12 protein-coding genes and 1 tRNA gene are annotated in these 15,024 nt (G+C 47.4%); 5 read left to right on the plus strand and 8 right to left on the minus strand.

From position 1 onward, the window contains the following. Nucleotides 1-22: 22 nt before the first annotated feature. The 5 genes from cmk to BOC67_RS21625 form a co-directional block, all read right to left on the minus strand. The gene (cmk, locus tag BOC67_RS21605) at nucleotides 23-712 is read right to left on the minus strand and encodes a (d)CMP kinase (protein ID WP_291913526.1); all 690 of its coding nucleotides are present in this window, start codon (nucleotides 710-712) and stop codon (nucleotides 23-25) included. 119 nt (nucleotides 713-831) lie between these two features. Continuing rightward, on the minus strand, nucleotides 832-2,424 hold the full coding sequence (locus tag BOC67_RS21610) for a T9SS type A sorting domain-containing protein (protein WP_291913529.1): 1,593 nt from the start codon (nucleotides 2,422-2,424) through the stop codon (nucleotides 832-834). 53 nt (nucleotides 2,425-2,477) lie between these two features. Further along, nucleotides 2,478-4,178 (minus strand): hypothetical protein, encoded by a 1,701-nt coding sequence (locus tag BOC67_RS21615; protein ID WP_291913532.1) that lies wholly within the window; start codon nucleotides 4,176-4,178, stop codon nucleotides 2,478-2,480. Between the two features lie 79 nt (nucleotides 4,179-4,257). Next, a complete protein-coding gene (locus BOC67_RS21620) occupies nucleotides 4,258-6,006 on the minus strand; it encodes a hypothetical protein (protein ID WP_291913534.1) in 1,749 nt (582 codons plus the stop codon). 751 nt (nucleotides 6,007-6,757) lie between these two features. Then, entirely contained in the window at nucleotides 6,758-9,289 is a 2,532-nt protein-coding gene (locus tag BOC67_RS21625) for an ATP-dependent Clp protease ATP-binding subunit (RefSeq protein ID WP_291913536.1), read from the minus strand. 300 nt (nucleotides 9,290-9,589) lie between these two features. Here BOC67_RS21625 and BOC67_RS21630 point away from each other — a divergent pair, with 300 nt between their 5' ends. Then, nucleotides 9,590-9,964: a hypothetical protein gene (locus BOC67_RS21630; RefSeq protein WP_291913538.1), complete on the plus strand. Its 375-nt coding sequence runs from the start codon at nucleotides 9,590-9,592 to the stop codon at nucleotides 9,962-9,964. Nucleotides 9,965-9,993: 29 nt separating this feature from the next. Further along, entirely contained in the window at nucleotides 9,994-10,902 is a 909-nt protein-coding gene (locus BOC67_RS21635; protein WP_291913540.1) for a ribonuclease Z, read from the plus strand. A gap of 103 nt (nucleotides 10,903-11,005) precedes the next feature. Here BOC67_RS21635 and dapA read toward each other — a convergent pair whose 3' ends face one another. Continuing rightward, nucleotides 11,006-11,881, minus strand: a complete 876-nt coding sequence (dapA, locus tag BOC67_RS21640) for a 4-hydroxy-tetrahydrodipicolinate synthase (RefSeq protein WP_291913543.1) — start codon at nucleotides 11,879-11,881, stop codon at nucleotides 11,006-11,008. A 79-nt stretch (nucleotides 11,882-11,960) separates the two neighbouring features. Beyond that, on the minus strand, nucleotides 11,961-12,914 hold the full coding sequence (locus BOC67_RS21645) for an acetyl-CoA carboxylase carboxyltransferase subunit alpha (protein ID WP_291913545.1): 954 nt from the start codon (nucleotides 12,912-12,914) through the stop codon (nucleotides 11,961-11,963). Nucleotides 12,915-13,082: 168 nt separating this feature from the next. Between BOC67_RS21645 and BOC67_RS21650 the strand changes: the two genes are divergently transcribed. Beyond that, nucleotides 13,083-13,156: transfer RNA gene (locus BOC67_RS21650), tRNA-Asp, on the plus strand. Between the two features lie 64 nt (nucleotides 13,157-13,220). Here the strand turns inward: BOC67_RS21650 and BOC67_RS21655 are convergent. After that, nucleotides 13,221-13,685 carry a hypothetical protein gene (locus tag BOC67_RS21655; protein WP_291913547.1) on the minus strand — a complete coding sequence of 155 codons (465 nt, stop codon included), beginning with the start codon at nucleotides 13,683-13,685 and terminating at the stop codon, nucleotides 13,221-13,223. Nucleotides 13,686-14,011: 326 nt separating this feature from the next. On the opposite strand from BOC67_RS21655, the gene BOC67_RS21660 reads away from it, so the two are divergent. Then, entirely contained in the window at nucleotides 14,012-14,563 is a 552-nt protein-coding gene (locus tag BOC67_RS21660) for a hypothetical protein (protein WP_291913549.1), read from the plus strand. A gap of 57 nt (nucleotides 14,564-14,620) precedes the next feature. Next, complete coding sequence (locus BOC67_RS21665) at nucleotides 14,621-14,956, plus strand: hypothetical protein (protein WP_291913552.1); 336 nt, start codon at nucleotides 14,621-14,623, stop codon at nucleotides 14,954-14,956. Nucleotides 14,957-15,024 lie beyond the last annotated feature (68 nt).

Genomic DNA, 15,024 nt, shown 5'->3' on the forward strand with positions numbered 1-15,024 from the left:
TTTAATAATATAAAATATTATTTTATGAGGAATGCGCCATAATCGCGTCCTCCACCCACTGCATCACCAGGTCCAGCTGCTCTTCCATGGTTAAGTGGCTGTTATCCAGGATAATAGCATCCTCTGCTTTTCTGAGCGGACTAATCTCCCGGTTGGCATCTATATAATCTCTCAGTTCGAGGTTCTGTTTCACCTCATCAAGGGTGATATTGGGATTCTTTTCGTAGAGTTCTTTAAAGCGGCGTTGTACGCGGATGGTGATATCCGCCGTCATGAAAATCTTCAGTTCCGCATGTGGGAATACCACTGTGCCAATGTCCCGGCCATCCATCACAATACCTTTGCGGGCGCCCATTTTTACCTGCTGGGCTACGGCAAATTCGCGAACTTCTTTAATAGCCGCCACCTCGCTCACTTTCTCTGCAACGAGCATTTCGCGGATCAGGTGCTCCACATTTTCATCGTTGAGGTACATATCGGCCGTACCGGTATGCGGATTGGAAACAAATTCCAGGTGAATATTTTTCAGCGCTTCTTCTACCGCCGGCGTGGATGCCCAGTCAACCCGATTTTGCAGAAAATAAAGCGTAATCGCACGATACATAGCCCCGCTGTCGATATACACATAATCCAGTTTCCTGGCCAGTTGTTTCGCAACAGTGCTTTTGCCACAGGAAGAGTAGCCGTCTATCGTGATGATTATTTTTCTCAAAGTCGTTAGATTTTTTAATACCGGCGGCCTTGCATAGCGGGCCTAAAAAAGGGTCCTTTTTTTCAAAAGGACCCTACAAAATTGACGCAATTCTGCGAAAAAAGCAAATACAAGGCAGTTTATGGCAATACCACTACTTTGATTGTCTGTACTTTCTGTTCCGTCTGCTGGTTGTACAATACCAGGAAGTAAGTACCGGACGGCATGTGCGTGATCTGAATATCAGCATCCTTGCGGACTTTGTATTCACGCAGGCTCTGGCCCCATGTATCGTAGAGTTTCAGCAGCATATCGGTGTTCAGGCCGCGGATCTTCACGTGGAAGTTGCCTCTGTTCGGGTTCGGATACACCTGGAAGGAGAATACCGGCGGCACCACTTTGATTTCAGAATAAGTAACGGTACCGTCTTTGGCCGTCGCTTTTATGCGGTAGTAGGTATTATCGTCGTAATCATTAGGATCGTTGAACGTATAGGACAGCGGGTTGGTACTCGTACCGTTCACCGCTTTGGTAGGCACTACCCCGATGGTGGTAAACGCCTCGTCCTTTTGGTAACGCCGCTCCACTTCAAACTGCAGGTTGTTCACCTCCTGGGAAGTCGTCCAGTCCAGCTGCGCGAGCGTCGGACTCACGCGCACCGCTTCAAACACCATGAATATCGCCGGGGCTATCTTTACGTTCAGGATAGTTTTGGCGAAATAGGTAGTGTTGCCCAGGTCCGTAAACTCACGCATATGCATGGTCGCCGGTTGGAGCATGGTCGTGGTACTGAGCGTGCCGGGCAGCGGTTTGAAAGGCGTAACCGTGAGCTTATCCCAGCCCGTAACGCCGAAGCGGGTAATATAAGAGCTATCCCTTGCGCCGATGTATGCCGGCATTTCAGTAGCGTTCATATGTTGCAGGATAACGGTGGCTTTACCGCCGGAGTTATCCGTACGTACGATGTTCCATGTTTTGTTCACAAAGCTGTCCCGGTATGTGCTGCCGCCTATCGCTACCGTATATACGCTGTCGAACACGCGAATACCGAAGTTATCCTTCGCGCCGCCATCCAGCAGCACTGCCGCGGGAGAATAGGCGTTGTCCGCGGAGCCCACGGGGAATACCACCCTGTTGGCGGCACTGGTGATAGCGCTGCGGTACAGGTACCCGCCGGCAAAAGTGTTGCCGGTAACAATATAGCGGGAGTCTGTATAGCCGCTGATCACGCCGGGGGTCTTCTCTCCCACCACCAGGTTCCAGCCGTTGAGGTAAATTTTACCGCTGGTAAAATGCAGGGTACCACGAATTTTCAGATCGCTCAGGTCATCCAGCATGATACCTTTTCCGTTGTTGACTTCCATGTTCGGGAAGCTGGTTCCCTGTTTGGCCGCTACGTTGTAATTACCGAAAATGGTTTGCTGCCCTACATCTCCGAGGACAGGATTCAATGAGGAAAAAAGAAAGTTTCCACCTACACCGGAAACTCCGTCGGCGCTTTCATCCGGCAGTTTGGCGTTGGCGCCGTTGGTCCATCGCTTGCCGAGGATGTAAAAGGTACTGCCGGGATTAGAACCGAGAACACCATTATTGATCACGCTGTTGAATATGCCTACCTGTGTGTTGTTGTACAGCCAGACGATCCCCCCTTCCGGGATGAAAAGTCCGTCCTGTGCGTAGGAACGCAGGTGGAGGCATGATAGTAAAAACAGTATGAGTATAGATATTCTCATGAAAAAATTGGTCAAAATAAAGATTGAATGGTTATGGTTTTTTAAGATCTTTTTTATTCAATAACGTTCATGAAATACCATCTTGTACCATCAGATACAACTGTACAATAAGCACCCACTGTTCTCGTATTTCCTCCCGTTCCGTTCGTATCGCCGTTTTGAATCGTGACTGTCGTTGGCGTGATAACATCAAATCTTTGATTACCAACAGTCCTTAGCTGAAAAGTGCCTGCTACCGTCATTTTTATTCTGTATTCCCTTCCTGCATTGGTGGGGGCGGCATTTGGCAGTACAACTGTCATCCCTGTATTGCGCAGGAAAATCGTATGATCATTGTCCCCAACATTTACGGTAGCGCTGCCACCGTTGGCAGTGGTAGCGATATTGATCTTCGTAGCAAACGACCCATTCACATGCAACGATGAATTCGGGTCCGACGTATCAATACCTACCCCTCCGCCGGATTTAATCATAATCCGGTAATCGCTCACATTCGACTCCACGAAGTTCAATCCTCCACCCAGCAGATTCCAGTGAAACTTCATATTACCGAGCGAATCCTGGAAGGCCATTACATCATTGCCATTGGCGCGGATGATGAAGGGATGGCCGTTATAAGGCTTGGCGCCGTTAAAGAGGGTGCTGATAAATCTATCATAACCGTTGGTGCCCTTCTGCCCGCGGAACAATTCTTTATTGGCCGCTTTCACAATCATGGGCGTATCGTTCACCGTCCCGAGGAAGTTTTGCGAGGTGGTATTGCTGTTACCGTTCATGTTCCAGTTGGTCACATTCGGGTTATCCGTTACTATCACATCGCCGGCAGCGTTGACGGACAACAGCTTGCCGTTGGAAGTGGCCGTGGCCGCGGTTCCCAGGCCGGTAAGCCTCAAACCGGATACGCCGTTTGTAACAGGAGCGGAAATTTCTACCACGTTACCCGGCACGTTGGCGCCAATACCAACGCCCAGTTTGGGTGTGTTCAATTTTGTTCCGGCAATGATGTCTGTCGCAGTTTTAATCGTACTGCCTGCGGTGATACCGGCGCCGATGGTCGTATTCCCGCCGATGGAACCGTCGCCGGTGATATTAAAAAAGGCGTTTTGCGCCGTAGTAGGATTCGCGAGGATGAATGAGCCGGCTGCCGGCGTTTGCGGCGTCCATTTGCCGGCGACCATAGTTAATACCTGCCCGTTCTGAGGCACGTTGGTATTATCAATGGAAATACCATAAAGGGAATTTGCGTTCCACAATGGATTACTGTTATTAACGGTAAGGCTCCAGGTGCGGTTATCGGAGAGGTCCTGCGCACCGGGGTTGGAAATTGTCAGGGCAGGATTGCCGGAGTTGAAAGTAAAGCTGCGTTCTTTCGGTACATAGAAAGCGTCGTAGTCGCCGGGTTCCGGGTTGATATTACCGGCGCGGCCTTTGAAGGTAGTGGCCGGCACGTTGGACAGGTCAACTACTTTCAGCCAGGAATTACTTTTTTTTACGTACAGGGAGCGTTCTGTGGGATCTGTTACAAATACGATCATGCCCTCGGGGGCGTTAGCTAATTTTCCGGAACCTGAAAGTGCGCTGAGAGGAACTCTGTTGAGCAGGAGGCCGTGCTGGTCGCTGTTTAATTCCAGCAGGGCTGTTGGGTTAATAATGGTAGGCGCAACTCCCAATTTAAGTTGCTGGGCAGACAGGCTGCTACTGCATGCCAATATCACACCAACGACGCACATTTTCAGCATTCTATTCAGCTTCATACAACTTTCTTTTAAAATTGGAATAAAATGGGGTAACGGTCATGCCTATACGGCATGACCGCAGGGTGTATCAGTAGGATTAGTTCTTAATGATATACCAGGTATCCACACCGTCAGACTGGAGGGTGATGGTGGTCCATGGTACATTCAAATCAATTTGGGAACCGTCTTCAATTTTGTCGGTACCGTTTGATTTAACGCTCACATCCTGTTGGGTAGGAGTACCATCGGATGCAACGCCGGCTCTCTTAACCACGTAAACACGGCCTTTGCTGTCGCTTGCTTTTGGCAGCGTGATGATGGATTGCATATTAGGCTTCACAACGATCGTATAATCGTTGACCGTAGCAGTGTAGCTTCCGTTAACAGTAGTGATAGGCAGCGCCATGGAACCGTTTACCTGTAAGGTAGAAGTAGGAGCTGTAGTAGTATCGCCAACGAGTACACGTTTGGCCACTCTGATATTTTCAGAAAATGCTTTATCACCGATGATGCTCTGAGTCTGGTTGTTCAGCAAACCGCCGGTAATACCCTGGCCGGCATAAGGCACGCTGATGGTAACTTTCTGATCAGTGCCGGTGGTAACATTCAGGTCAGTACCTGTATGCGCCGCCTGGAAGGTGAACGGAGTAAAGGCGGAAGCTGGCAGGGATTTCTTTTCTACCAGGCTGTTATTACCCAGCAACAGCACTTCAAACTCAGTAGCGGTAGTGGAAGTATTGGTATTCACGCCGCTCATGGTCACGTCGTTGGAGAAGGTAGTAGCGCCGTTGAAGGTAGCGGTACCTGCAGCAGTCAGCGCGCCGGTCAGTGCAGTAGCGCCGGTAACGTTTACATCCTGCTGGAAGTTAGCGGTACCTTTAGCGGTGAGCAGACTGTTGGCAATCAACTCATCCAGGAAGGTTTTGGCGCCGCCGAAGCTCTGCGGCAAAGCAGATACGCCACCCGGGTGGCTGCCGTCTGCAGCATGCAATACCACAAACTTTTTACCTGCCTGGGTACTGTCAATGCTTAAACCCTGATCGTTGGCGGTATTGTTAAAGTTGCCTGTCAGCAGGTCTTTAGCCGCGGAAGCAGCCTGGATGCGCTGCCAGTCGGCATATGTCAGCAAACCGGCGGCGGTGTTATCCGTACCGTCCTGGTTCCTGATATTCAGTGTGAGCGTACCGCTACCGTTGCCGGTGAAAGTATAGCTCTTTGTATCGGCAGAAGCGATGGTGAAGTTAGGCGTATTGTCGCCGTTGATGCTGAAACGGTCCACAAATGCGGCAGTCCCAAAGTTGCGGTAAGATGCAACACCGGTAGTAGGATTGACCATGATACCGGATGTAGCGGTTAAGTCCTCCAGCAAGCCGGTAATAGTGATACCGTTTGAAACAGTTACTTTACCGTCATCGATAACCATACCTACTTTATTGTTCGCTTTCAAAACGAAAGGCACATTATCAGTAGAACCAATGAACGGAGAAGCAATACCTGTCAGCGCATTACCGAGTACGTCCCAGGATTGTCCGCCGCGGGCCAGTTTATGCCAGCCGCCATTCATGCGAACATATATGCCTTCCGCACCTGGTTTTGTCAGGTAAATCATCATACCTTCCAGCTTACGGTTGGTATCGTCTGTTCCAAACAAACCGTTGATGGCAGTAGTATCAGCCAGGCGAGGCAACAGTAAACCCTGGCGGTCTGATTCGAGTTCGAGGATCGCTGACTTCTTGATATTGGTCGGATTCGCACCAATTTTCAACTGTGCGTTCGCCTGAGTTGCCAACAAGGCCAGACCTCCGAACAGAATACCGCGAGCCGCGATTTGTAGAGTTTTAGTCATAGATATACGGATAAAAATTAATTAGTATAAAGGGAATTAGTTGTCAAGTTTCCAGTTGGTAGTGCTATGCGTACAAATTTGCCCGTCCCCCACTGCCGATACTGCTCCCGCATCGTACTACGTTCTTTCTCAGGCGCTCTTTAAAGTATGGTGTCTTTTTTGAATAAATAAGTTTTGTAAGACGATACTGACTAATGTCTATATTCTTATATAATGCAAAAATATACTATCTGTATGCTATGAAAATGGCATGATCATACCATTTAAGTTTGGGACGGGAATACGAAAAAATGTGAATTAAAAATCAGGCTGACAAACTAACTGGGATTTGGCGTAGTCCTTTACTGTAAAGCATCTCAAAAAGGGAGCAAGTTATAATCAACATAAAATACAAATGTATTTTTACTATAATATTATATTTTGTCATAACATTAAAATGTTATGCTGTTTTTTATTAATATTTAAATTAAACGGAACAGTTCGCATAATATCTGCTTGATTTTGTTCGCCCGGAAACTTGCAGTAAAAATGCCATATAAGAAATCAGGGTAAATTTTTTTTGGGGGGGAGAAAAATTTATTTGCGCCCGGCACAGGGCAACGTCCTATCAACTTCCCCCTTTGTGTGACAGCCAATATTGACGGGGCTGCAAAAGGCTTTGCACTTTATTTAAACGTTCCGCTGCCATGCGGCAAAAAAAAGAGGGTGTATCGCCTGGATACACCCTCTCACTATTATTTCAGTAGTGTGATTACGCTTCTGATTTTTCTGATTTGCTTTTGCTGGAGTTTTTCAAAGTAAATACCAGTTTCTGGTTTTCTTTGTCCAGGTCAGCTACCAGTACATCCCCGTCATGAATATTCATGTTCAGGATTTCTTCTGCCAGCGGATCTTCCAGGTATTTCTGGATAGCCCTGTGCAGCGGACGGGCGCCAAACTGTTGGTCGTAGCCTTTGTCTGCCAGGAATCCTTTGGCTTCGTCTGTCAGTTCCAGGCTGAAGCCCAGGCTGTTCAGACGTTTCAGCACACTCTTCATCGTAATATCGATGATGGTATAGATATGCTCTTTGGTGAGCTGGTTAAATATAATCACATCATCGATCCTGTTCAGGAACTCAGGAGAGAAGGTACGTTTCAGCGCTTTTTCAATTACTGATTTGGTATTCTCCTCTTCTGTGCTGGCGCGGGCACTGGTGGTAAAACCAACGCCTGCTCCGAAGTCTTTCAACTGACGGGCGCCAATGTTAGAGGTCATGATGATGAGGGTATTTTTAAAGTCCACCTTACGGCCCAGGCCATCAGTGAGGATACCATCATCCAGTACCTGTAACAGCAGGTTATAGATGTCCGGATGCGCTTTCTCGATTTCATCCAGGAGGATCACGGAGTAAGGCTTACGGCGAACCTTTTCGGTCAGCTGACCGCCTTCTTCATAACCAACATATCCCGGAGGCGCACCGATCAGGCGGGATACGGAGAATTTCTCCATATACTCACTCATATCGATACGGATCAGTGCATCATCGGAGTCGAACATATAGCGGGCCAGTGATTTGGCGAGCTCTGTTTTACCCACCCCGGTAGGACCGAGGAAGATGAATGTACCGATTGGTTTTTTAGGATCTTTCAGACCTACACGGTTACGCTGGATAGCTTTGGTGACTTTGCTGATAGCTTCGTCCTGGCCTACCACGGCGCCTTTCAGGTCTTCGCCCATGCGGCGCAGCTTGTCGCTTTCTGCCTGTACCATCCTTTTCACAGGGATACCGGTCATCATGCTCACTACTTCCGCAATGGCTTCCTCATCAATTGGGTAGCGTTTGTGCTTCACTTCTTCTTCCCACATGGCTTTGGCGCGTTCCAGGTCTTCGCCCAGTTTCTTTTCCGTATCGCGCAGCGCAGCGGCTTCTTCGAAGCGTTGGCTCTTTACTACTTTATTTTTTTCCTGCTTGATATCTTCGATCTGTTTTTCCAGGTCGAGGATGTTCTGCGGAACATTGATGTTTTTCAGGTGAACGCGCGCGCCTACCTCGTCCAGCACGTCGATGGCTTTATCCGGCAGGAGGCGGTCCGTCATATAACGATCGCTCAATTTTACGCATGCTTCGATGGCATCTTCCGTATAGCTTACGTTATGGTATTCTTCATAACGAGGCTTGATGTTATTGAGGATCTGGATGGTTTCTTCCACACTTGGCGGTTCTACCATTACCTTTTGGAAACGGCGGTCGAGCGCACCGTCCTTCTCAATATACATGCGGTATTCATCCAGTGTGGATGCGCCGATGCATTGGAGTTCGCCTCTTGCGAGGGCAGGCTTAAAGATGTTGGAGGCATCCAGGGAACCTGAAGCGCCGCCGGCGCCTACGATGGTATGGATTTCATCGATAAACAGGATTACGTCCCTGTTTTTCTCCAGCTCGTTCATGATAGCCTTCATCCTTTCCTCAAACTGGCCACGGTATTTGGTACCGGCCACCAGGGCGGCAAGGTCGAGGCTCACCACGCGCTTGTCGAACAGCACGCGGGAAACCTTGCGCTGCACGATGCGGAGGGCCAGGCCTTCCACGATGGCGGTTTTACCTACACCCGGCTCCCCGATGAGGATTGGGTTGTTCTTTTTACGACGGGACAGTATCTGTGAAACACGTTCAATTTCCTGTTCACGGCCAACTATCGGGTCTAAGCTGCCGCTTTCGGCCAGCTTGGTGATGTCCCTACCAAAGTTATCCAGTACCGGAGTTTTGGATTTGGTATTGGTTTGTTTGGATTTTGAAGCGTAGGATTTCCGTTCGTCTTCAAATTCCTCCTCACCCGGATCATCAAATTCTGCTTTGGGATCAGCAGATTTTACAAAGCCCAGTTCGTTTTTAAAAGTATCGTAGTCCACGTCAAATTGTTGTAAGATTTGTGTACAAACGTTTTCTTTATTTTTCAGGATCGACAGCATGAGGTGTTCTGTTTCCACGGTAGCGCTCTTGAGGGCTTTGGCCTCCAGCACCGTCACGCGGATTACTTTCTCAGCTTGTCTGGTCAGGGGTAAACTATTGATGTTTGCAATATTTTTCCCCGTCTTATCCTTTACAGCCAGTTCTACTTCTTTGCGTAGTTCGTAGAGGTCTACGTTTAACGCTTGCAGAATCTTTACGGCCGTACCTTCGCCTTCGCGAATAATACCCAACAGCAGGTGTTCAGTACCGATGAAATCATTTCCCAGGCGTAAAGCTTCCTCCCTGCTGAACGAAATGATCTCCTTAACTTGCGGTGAAAAATTCTGGTCCATTGTGAATAAATTAGATTATAAAAACCCTTACGGGGGCATGCTTATACAATAATAACGAATAATTCTGATTTCCTTTGACAGCGAATTTGATGGATTGAAGTTATTCCTTTTTATACTCCTTCATCTTACACTTTAATAGTATAACATTATTTTTGTGGGTGAATTGGGTACGGGTCTTTTTAAAAATATCTACGAAAAAACAAATGTATTTGTTCGTTCTCTCACTGGTATTTTTTCGAGGCGGGTCCCAGATTAGTTTCAGTTTTTGATTCTTACTAAAATATAAACAAGATCCAACGCATGAAATTCAAAATTGATACCAAAGAAAAAATAGTGGTTTTTTGTCCAGAAGAGAATGCTTTGGATGCTAATTTGGCAGCTTCCTTTATTGAAACCGCCACCACCCTGCCCGGCCTGGAAACCCGTAACCTCATACTGGATTTACATTTCGTCGAAAAACTTGAGAATGAAGGCGTAGAAGCCATTTTAGCAGTGTATTCCCATATGTATGACAATAACCGCTCCTGTGCGGTTACAGGTCTTAACAGTGCTTTAACACCTTTACTGAAAGAGGCCGCCCCGGAAAACTTCAATTTCGCCCCTACCATGGCCGAGGCCATCGACCTGGTGATGATGGAAGAGCTGGAAAGGGAATTATTGGACGGAATGGAATAAATTTAGCTTCAGGCAAGTAAATAACGCTAATGTTTGGTGTAACGATTTTAGGTAATAACTCGGCCATCCCCACGCTGGACAGGCACCCCACGGCACAGATCGTTACGTGTAATGATCAGCTGCTGCTACTGGACTGTGGGGAGGGCACGCAGCTGCAATTTGCGAAATACAAGATCCGGCGCAGTAAACTCCGGTATATTTTCATCAGCCACCTCCACGGGGACCACTATTTCGGGCTGATCGGCCTGCTGAACACCCTCAACCTCATGGGCCGTACAGAGCCCCTCACGGTATTTGGCCCGGCAGAATTGCAGCTTATCCTGCAGCTGCAGCTGGATGTAGCCGGCACCGCGCTGCGGTTTGAACTGGGGTTTGTAGCCCTGGAACCCGGGCAAACGGGGATCATCCTGGAAGATAAAGACCTGACAGTCAGGTGTTTCCCTACGGAACACCGGATCACCTGCTTCGGATTTTCCGTGGAGCTGCAAAAGAAAAAGCGCAAACTCCTGCCGGACCAGGCCAAGGCCTATGAGATCCCGGCGGCGTTTTACAGCAAGTTGCAGGATGGAGAGGATTATTTGCGGAAAGACGGCCTCCTGGTGAAGAACGACTGGGTGACCCTGCCCCCGGAAAAGGGCAAGCGATATGTCTATTGCGCCGATACCATCTACGATGTGAACCTCATCCCCCATTTGCGCGCGGCGGACCTGATGTACCACGAAACCACCTACCTCCACGTCCTGGAAAAGCAGGCGGCGGAGCGCTTCCATACCACCTCCGTACAGGCGGCTACGTTAGCGGCGGCAGCAAATGTCAAACGGCTGCTGATAGGTCACTTCTCTTCCAAGTATGCCGAGCTGGACACCTTCCTGGAGGAAACACGTCCCATTTTCCCGAATACGGATATCGCTGAGGAAGGAGTTACCTTCCTGGTATAAACAAAGTGTTTCCGGGATTACACATTTCTTACCCGTACCAACATACGAAAACGGCCTCAATGGATAGTCCATTGAGGCCGTTTTATATAAAGCATTGTAACCTTTAGTATTTGTCGAGATATTCCCCGATCTGGCGGTAGAGGCCTTCAGAGGCAGGAACAACGGGCAGGCGGAAGTAGTTTTCCACGAGGCCGCGGTTAGCCAGGAATGCTTTGATACCGGCAGGGTTGTTTTCAGAAAACATGAGGTCAAAACCTTTCTGCATTTTGTTATTGAGGGCGCGGGCAGCCGGATAATCGTTGTTCAGCGCGGCTTTCACCATAGAGGAGAAGTCGGTGGCGAAGTAATTGGCTGCCACGGAAATCACCCCGTCCATACCGCAGGCCAGCTGTGCAAGGGCCAGGGCATCGTCCCCGGATACCACGATGAAATCTTTCGGCTTATCGCGCAGTATCTGCATGCATTGGATCATATCGCCGGAAGCTTCTTTCATGGCCGCGATATTTTCTACTTCATGCGCCAGGCGGAGGGTAGTTTCCGCGGTCATATTCCGGCCGGTACGGCCAGGCACGTTGTAGAGAATGATGGGCTTGGGCGCTGCCGCCGCGATGGTTTTATAATGCTGGTAGATGCCTTCCTGCGTAGGTTTGCTGTAGTATGGCGCCACACTGAGGATGGCTGCCGCCTCGTCCAGCGGGCAGGTTTCCAGGCGTTTTACTACATCTCTTGTGTTATAGTCACCGATACCCACAACCACAGGCACCCGCTTCGCTACCTTTTCGAAGGTAAACTTCATCAAATCAAGCTTCTCTTCTGAAGAAAGGGTTGGAGTTTCGCCGGTTGTACCGAGGGATACAACATAGTCCACTCCGCCATCAATCACATAGTTGATCAGCTTTTCCAAAGCATTCCAGTCTATGCTTTCATCTGCTTTAAAGGGTGTTACCAAAGCCACCCCGGTGCCTCTTAATTGTTCCATGATTGTGTTTGCGAAAAAACAAAATTAGAATTTCGGAGCCCGAAATTCTAATTTTTTATTGTCTTCTCTAAATAAATTTTTACTGCTCTTCAAAAAAGCCCATTTTGGAGAATTTCTCTATACGCTGCTGGATACGGGTATCCGCGTCGATTCGCTTCAATTCAGCCAGTTCTTTTTTGATACGTTGTTTAAGGATATCGGCCATTTCATCCTGGTTCACGTGGGCGCCGCCGAGCGGTTCGCGGATAACGCCGTCTACCAGGCCAAACTGGGCCATGTAATCGGAAGTGAGTTTGAGTTCTTCAGCTGCCTTTTCCTTGAAATTCCAGCTGCGCCAGAGGATGGTGGAGCAGTTTTCAGGAGAGATAACGGTGTACCAGCTGTTTTCCAGCATCAGCACACGGTCGCCTATACCGATACCAAGCGCGCCACCGGAAGCGCCTTCACCGATGATGATACAAATTACCGGAACGCGGAGTTTGAACATTTCGAAGAGATTGCGGGCGATGGCTTCCGCCTGTCCTCTTTCTTCCGCTTCCAGGCCCGGGTAAGCGCCGGGGGTATCGATCAGTGTAACGATTGGCTTGTTGAATCTTTCAGCCAGTTTCATGAGGCGGAGGGCCTTACGATAACCTTCAGGGTTAGCCATACCGAAGTTCCTGAGCTGGCGCATTTTGGTGTTCACACCTTTCTGCTGACCGATGAACATCACCGTTTCGCCATCGAGGTCTGCGAAACCGCCTACCATGGCTTTATCATCCTTTACATTACGATCGCCGTGCAGTTCCACAAAGTTGGTGCACATCTTTTCGATATACGCCAGGGTATAGGGCCTATCGGGATGACGACTGAGCTGCACCCTTTGCCATGCGGTCAGGTTGCCATAGATTTCCTGGCGGGTACTGGCAATTTTAGCTTCGTACTCGGCAACAGTAGCGGAAACGTCTACGCCTGACTTTTCACCATTTTCCTTCAGCTTGGCCAGCTGGTCGTATAAATTTTCGATAGGTTTTTCGAAATCCAGGAATTGCATAATTTGACTAAATTGGTTAAAGTACGGTGTAAAGATAGGGCTGAAAATTTTTTTTTAAAAAAGATTTGCTAAAATGAAAACTTTGTTGCTATCTTTGCAATCCCAAAACGGAGGAACACAACGAATTGGGAAACAGAAAGATAGCAAGTATCTTGACTATATTTTCGAGGATCGGTAGTTCAGTTGGTTAGAATGCCGCCCTGTCACGGCGGAGGTCGCGGGTTCGAGTCCCGTCCGGTCCGCAGAAGGCGACAAATCATCAGTAAGATGGTTTGTCGCCTTTCCATTTTCGTCTGTATTGCTTACCTAGCGCTCAATTAGCTGAAAAATGAAATTGGTTTTAATGGATCGAAATGCCTCTTTTCTTCGATCAAACAAAATCCCCTCTGGAAATATCAGTTTTTGCAGTAAATCTTTCACCCCTATTTCGCTGGAGTCCCATACCTGATTGATTTTGCAGGAAAACAGTACCGTTTCATTTATACTTTCATTTAGGGTCGAAATGCTTACCACACAATCCTGCAATAGTTTGTTGACTTTATACCTTTTATCCAGGTACTTGTTGTGGAACTTTTCAAAGGTTTCCTTGTTTATTTCTCCTAACGCATAGTACCTTACCTCAATATTCTCACTCTTTTTGTTTATTTCTGTAAGCTGCCCCTTTAATAATGGTTCTTGCTCTATACTACCCTTACTTGCTTCATGGTAATAATTTGCCAGTTCGTAGTAAATACATGGTAACAGCTTTTCCTTTATATAGTATTGGGGCATCAGGTTTTATAAACCAAATGCAACTTATCTGCATTTTGGTTACACTTGCATCCATCTGTGCGGCATTTATAATAAGTAATTGACAGGAATAGTCCTTTTAGTTTTCTTTTTAAGGGCATAGCCGGAAAATGGCTGACCACATACATCACACTTGGTATAGACCTTTAAAGGGAGGTATTTGTTTTCTCTTTCATGGGTTACACTATAACCTGTAGTGCTTTGATGTATCACATTCACCTCGAAGAACAGTTCAAAAGGTTTGCATGGCATAGATGCTACCGAGAGTATCAGCGAAGCCCTTCCGCCGGAAAATAGTGGTAAACACTATGGATTTTGCCAAAATGAAGTTCAATAAATTGGGCTTTACTGGCAAGTGGTTGGAACTGATAGGCGACCCATCCAGCAATTTAGCAGCTATGGTATTCGGTAAACCCAAAATGGGTAAATCCTACCTGTGTATAGATTTTGCCGGTTACCTGGCTAGAAACTTTGGAAAAGTATTATATGTACCCAAAGAGGAAGGACTGGACTTTACCCTACAGGAAAAGCTGAACGACCAAAATGTGAAGCACCCTAACCTGAACGTTACCGGCAGTTTACCTGATAGCCAGGATAGTTATGATTTTATCTTCCTGGACAGTGTAAACCGGTTGGGCCTTACGCTGGATGATCTACGCCTGCTGAAAGAGCGGCACCCAGCAAAGTCCTTTATTTATATTTTCCAGTCTACCAAACAGGGGAACTTTCGAGGTGAGAACAGCTTCCAGCATGATGTGGATGTTGTAATTGAGGTACCGGAGAAAGGAAAAGCGGTACAGATGGGTATGATTAACCAGGGAGGGGAAATGGAAATCTTTCAAATTTCGCAAGGTACCTAATAAAATAATAACGATATATGTAAGTCTGAGTGTTTAAGAATAATTTTCTTATCTTTTGTGAAAAGAAGAGGAATGGGTTTGTATGTTCAATCATTAGAAAATTTACCGGCAGATACCAGTAAGAATTATTATATATATCTTCTTGATTATGGTTGGTCAGAACCATTAGGTGAAGCACTATCAAAGAATTTTGAAAGGATGGCCGAGATTGCTGAGGGCAATAATGCTGTAGTAATACGAAGTAAAAATAGAGTACATTTTGAAGATGAGGTATTATCCTGGCATAATATTAATGGCGAGGATGCGGGTAAAATATTACCTGCAATATTAATCACTAATAGAAATCCCCATAAATTTAAGGAGCGTTATTCCATTACTGTAAGCTTCCCCTAAAACTAAGCCAGTCAGGATTAGAGCTTCTCATGCAATAGACCTTGATAAAAACGCTCGGCGTATTTGCA

Origin of the sequence: Chitinophaga sp. CB10 (assembly GCA_001870995.2) — a bacterium.
Lineage (GTDB): Bacteria > Bacteroidota > Bacteroidia > Chitinophagales > Chitinophagaceae > Chitinophaga.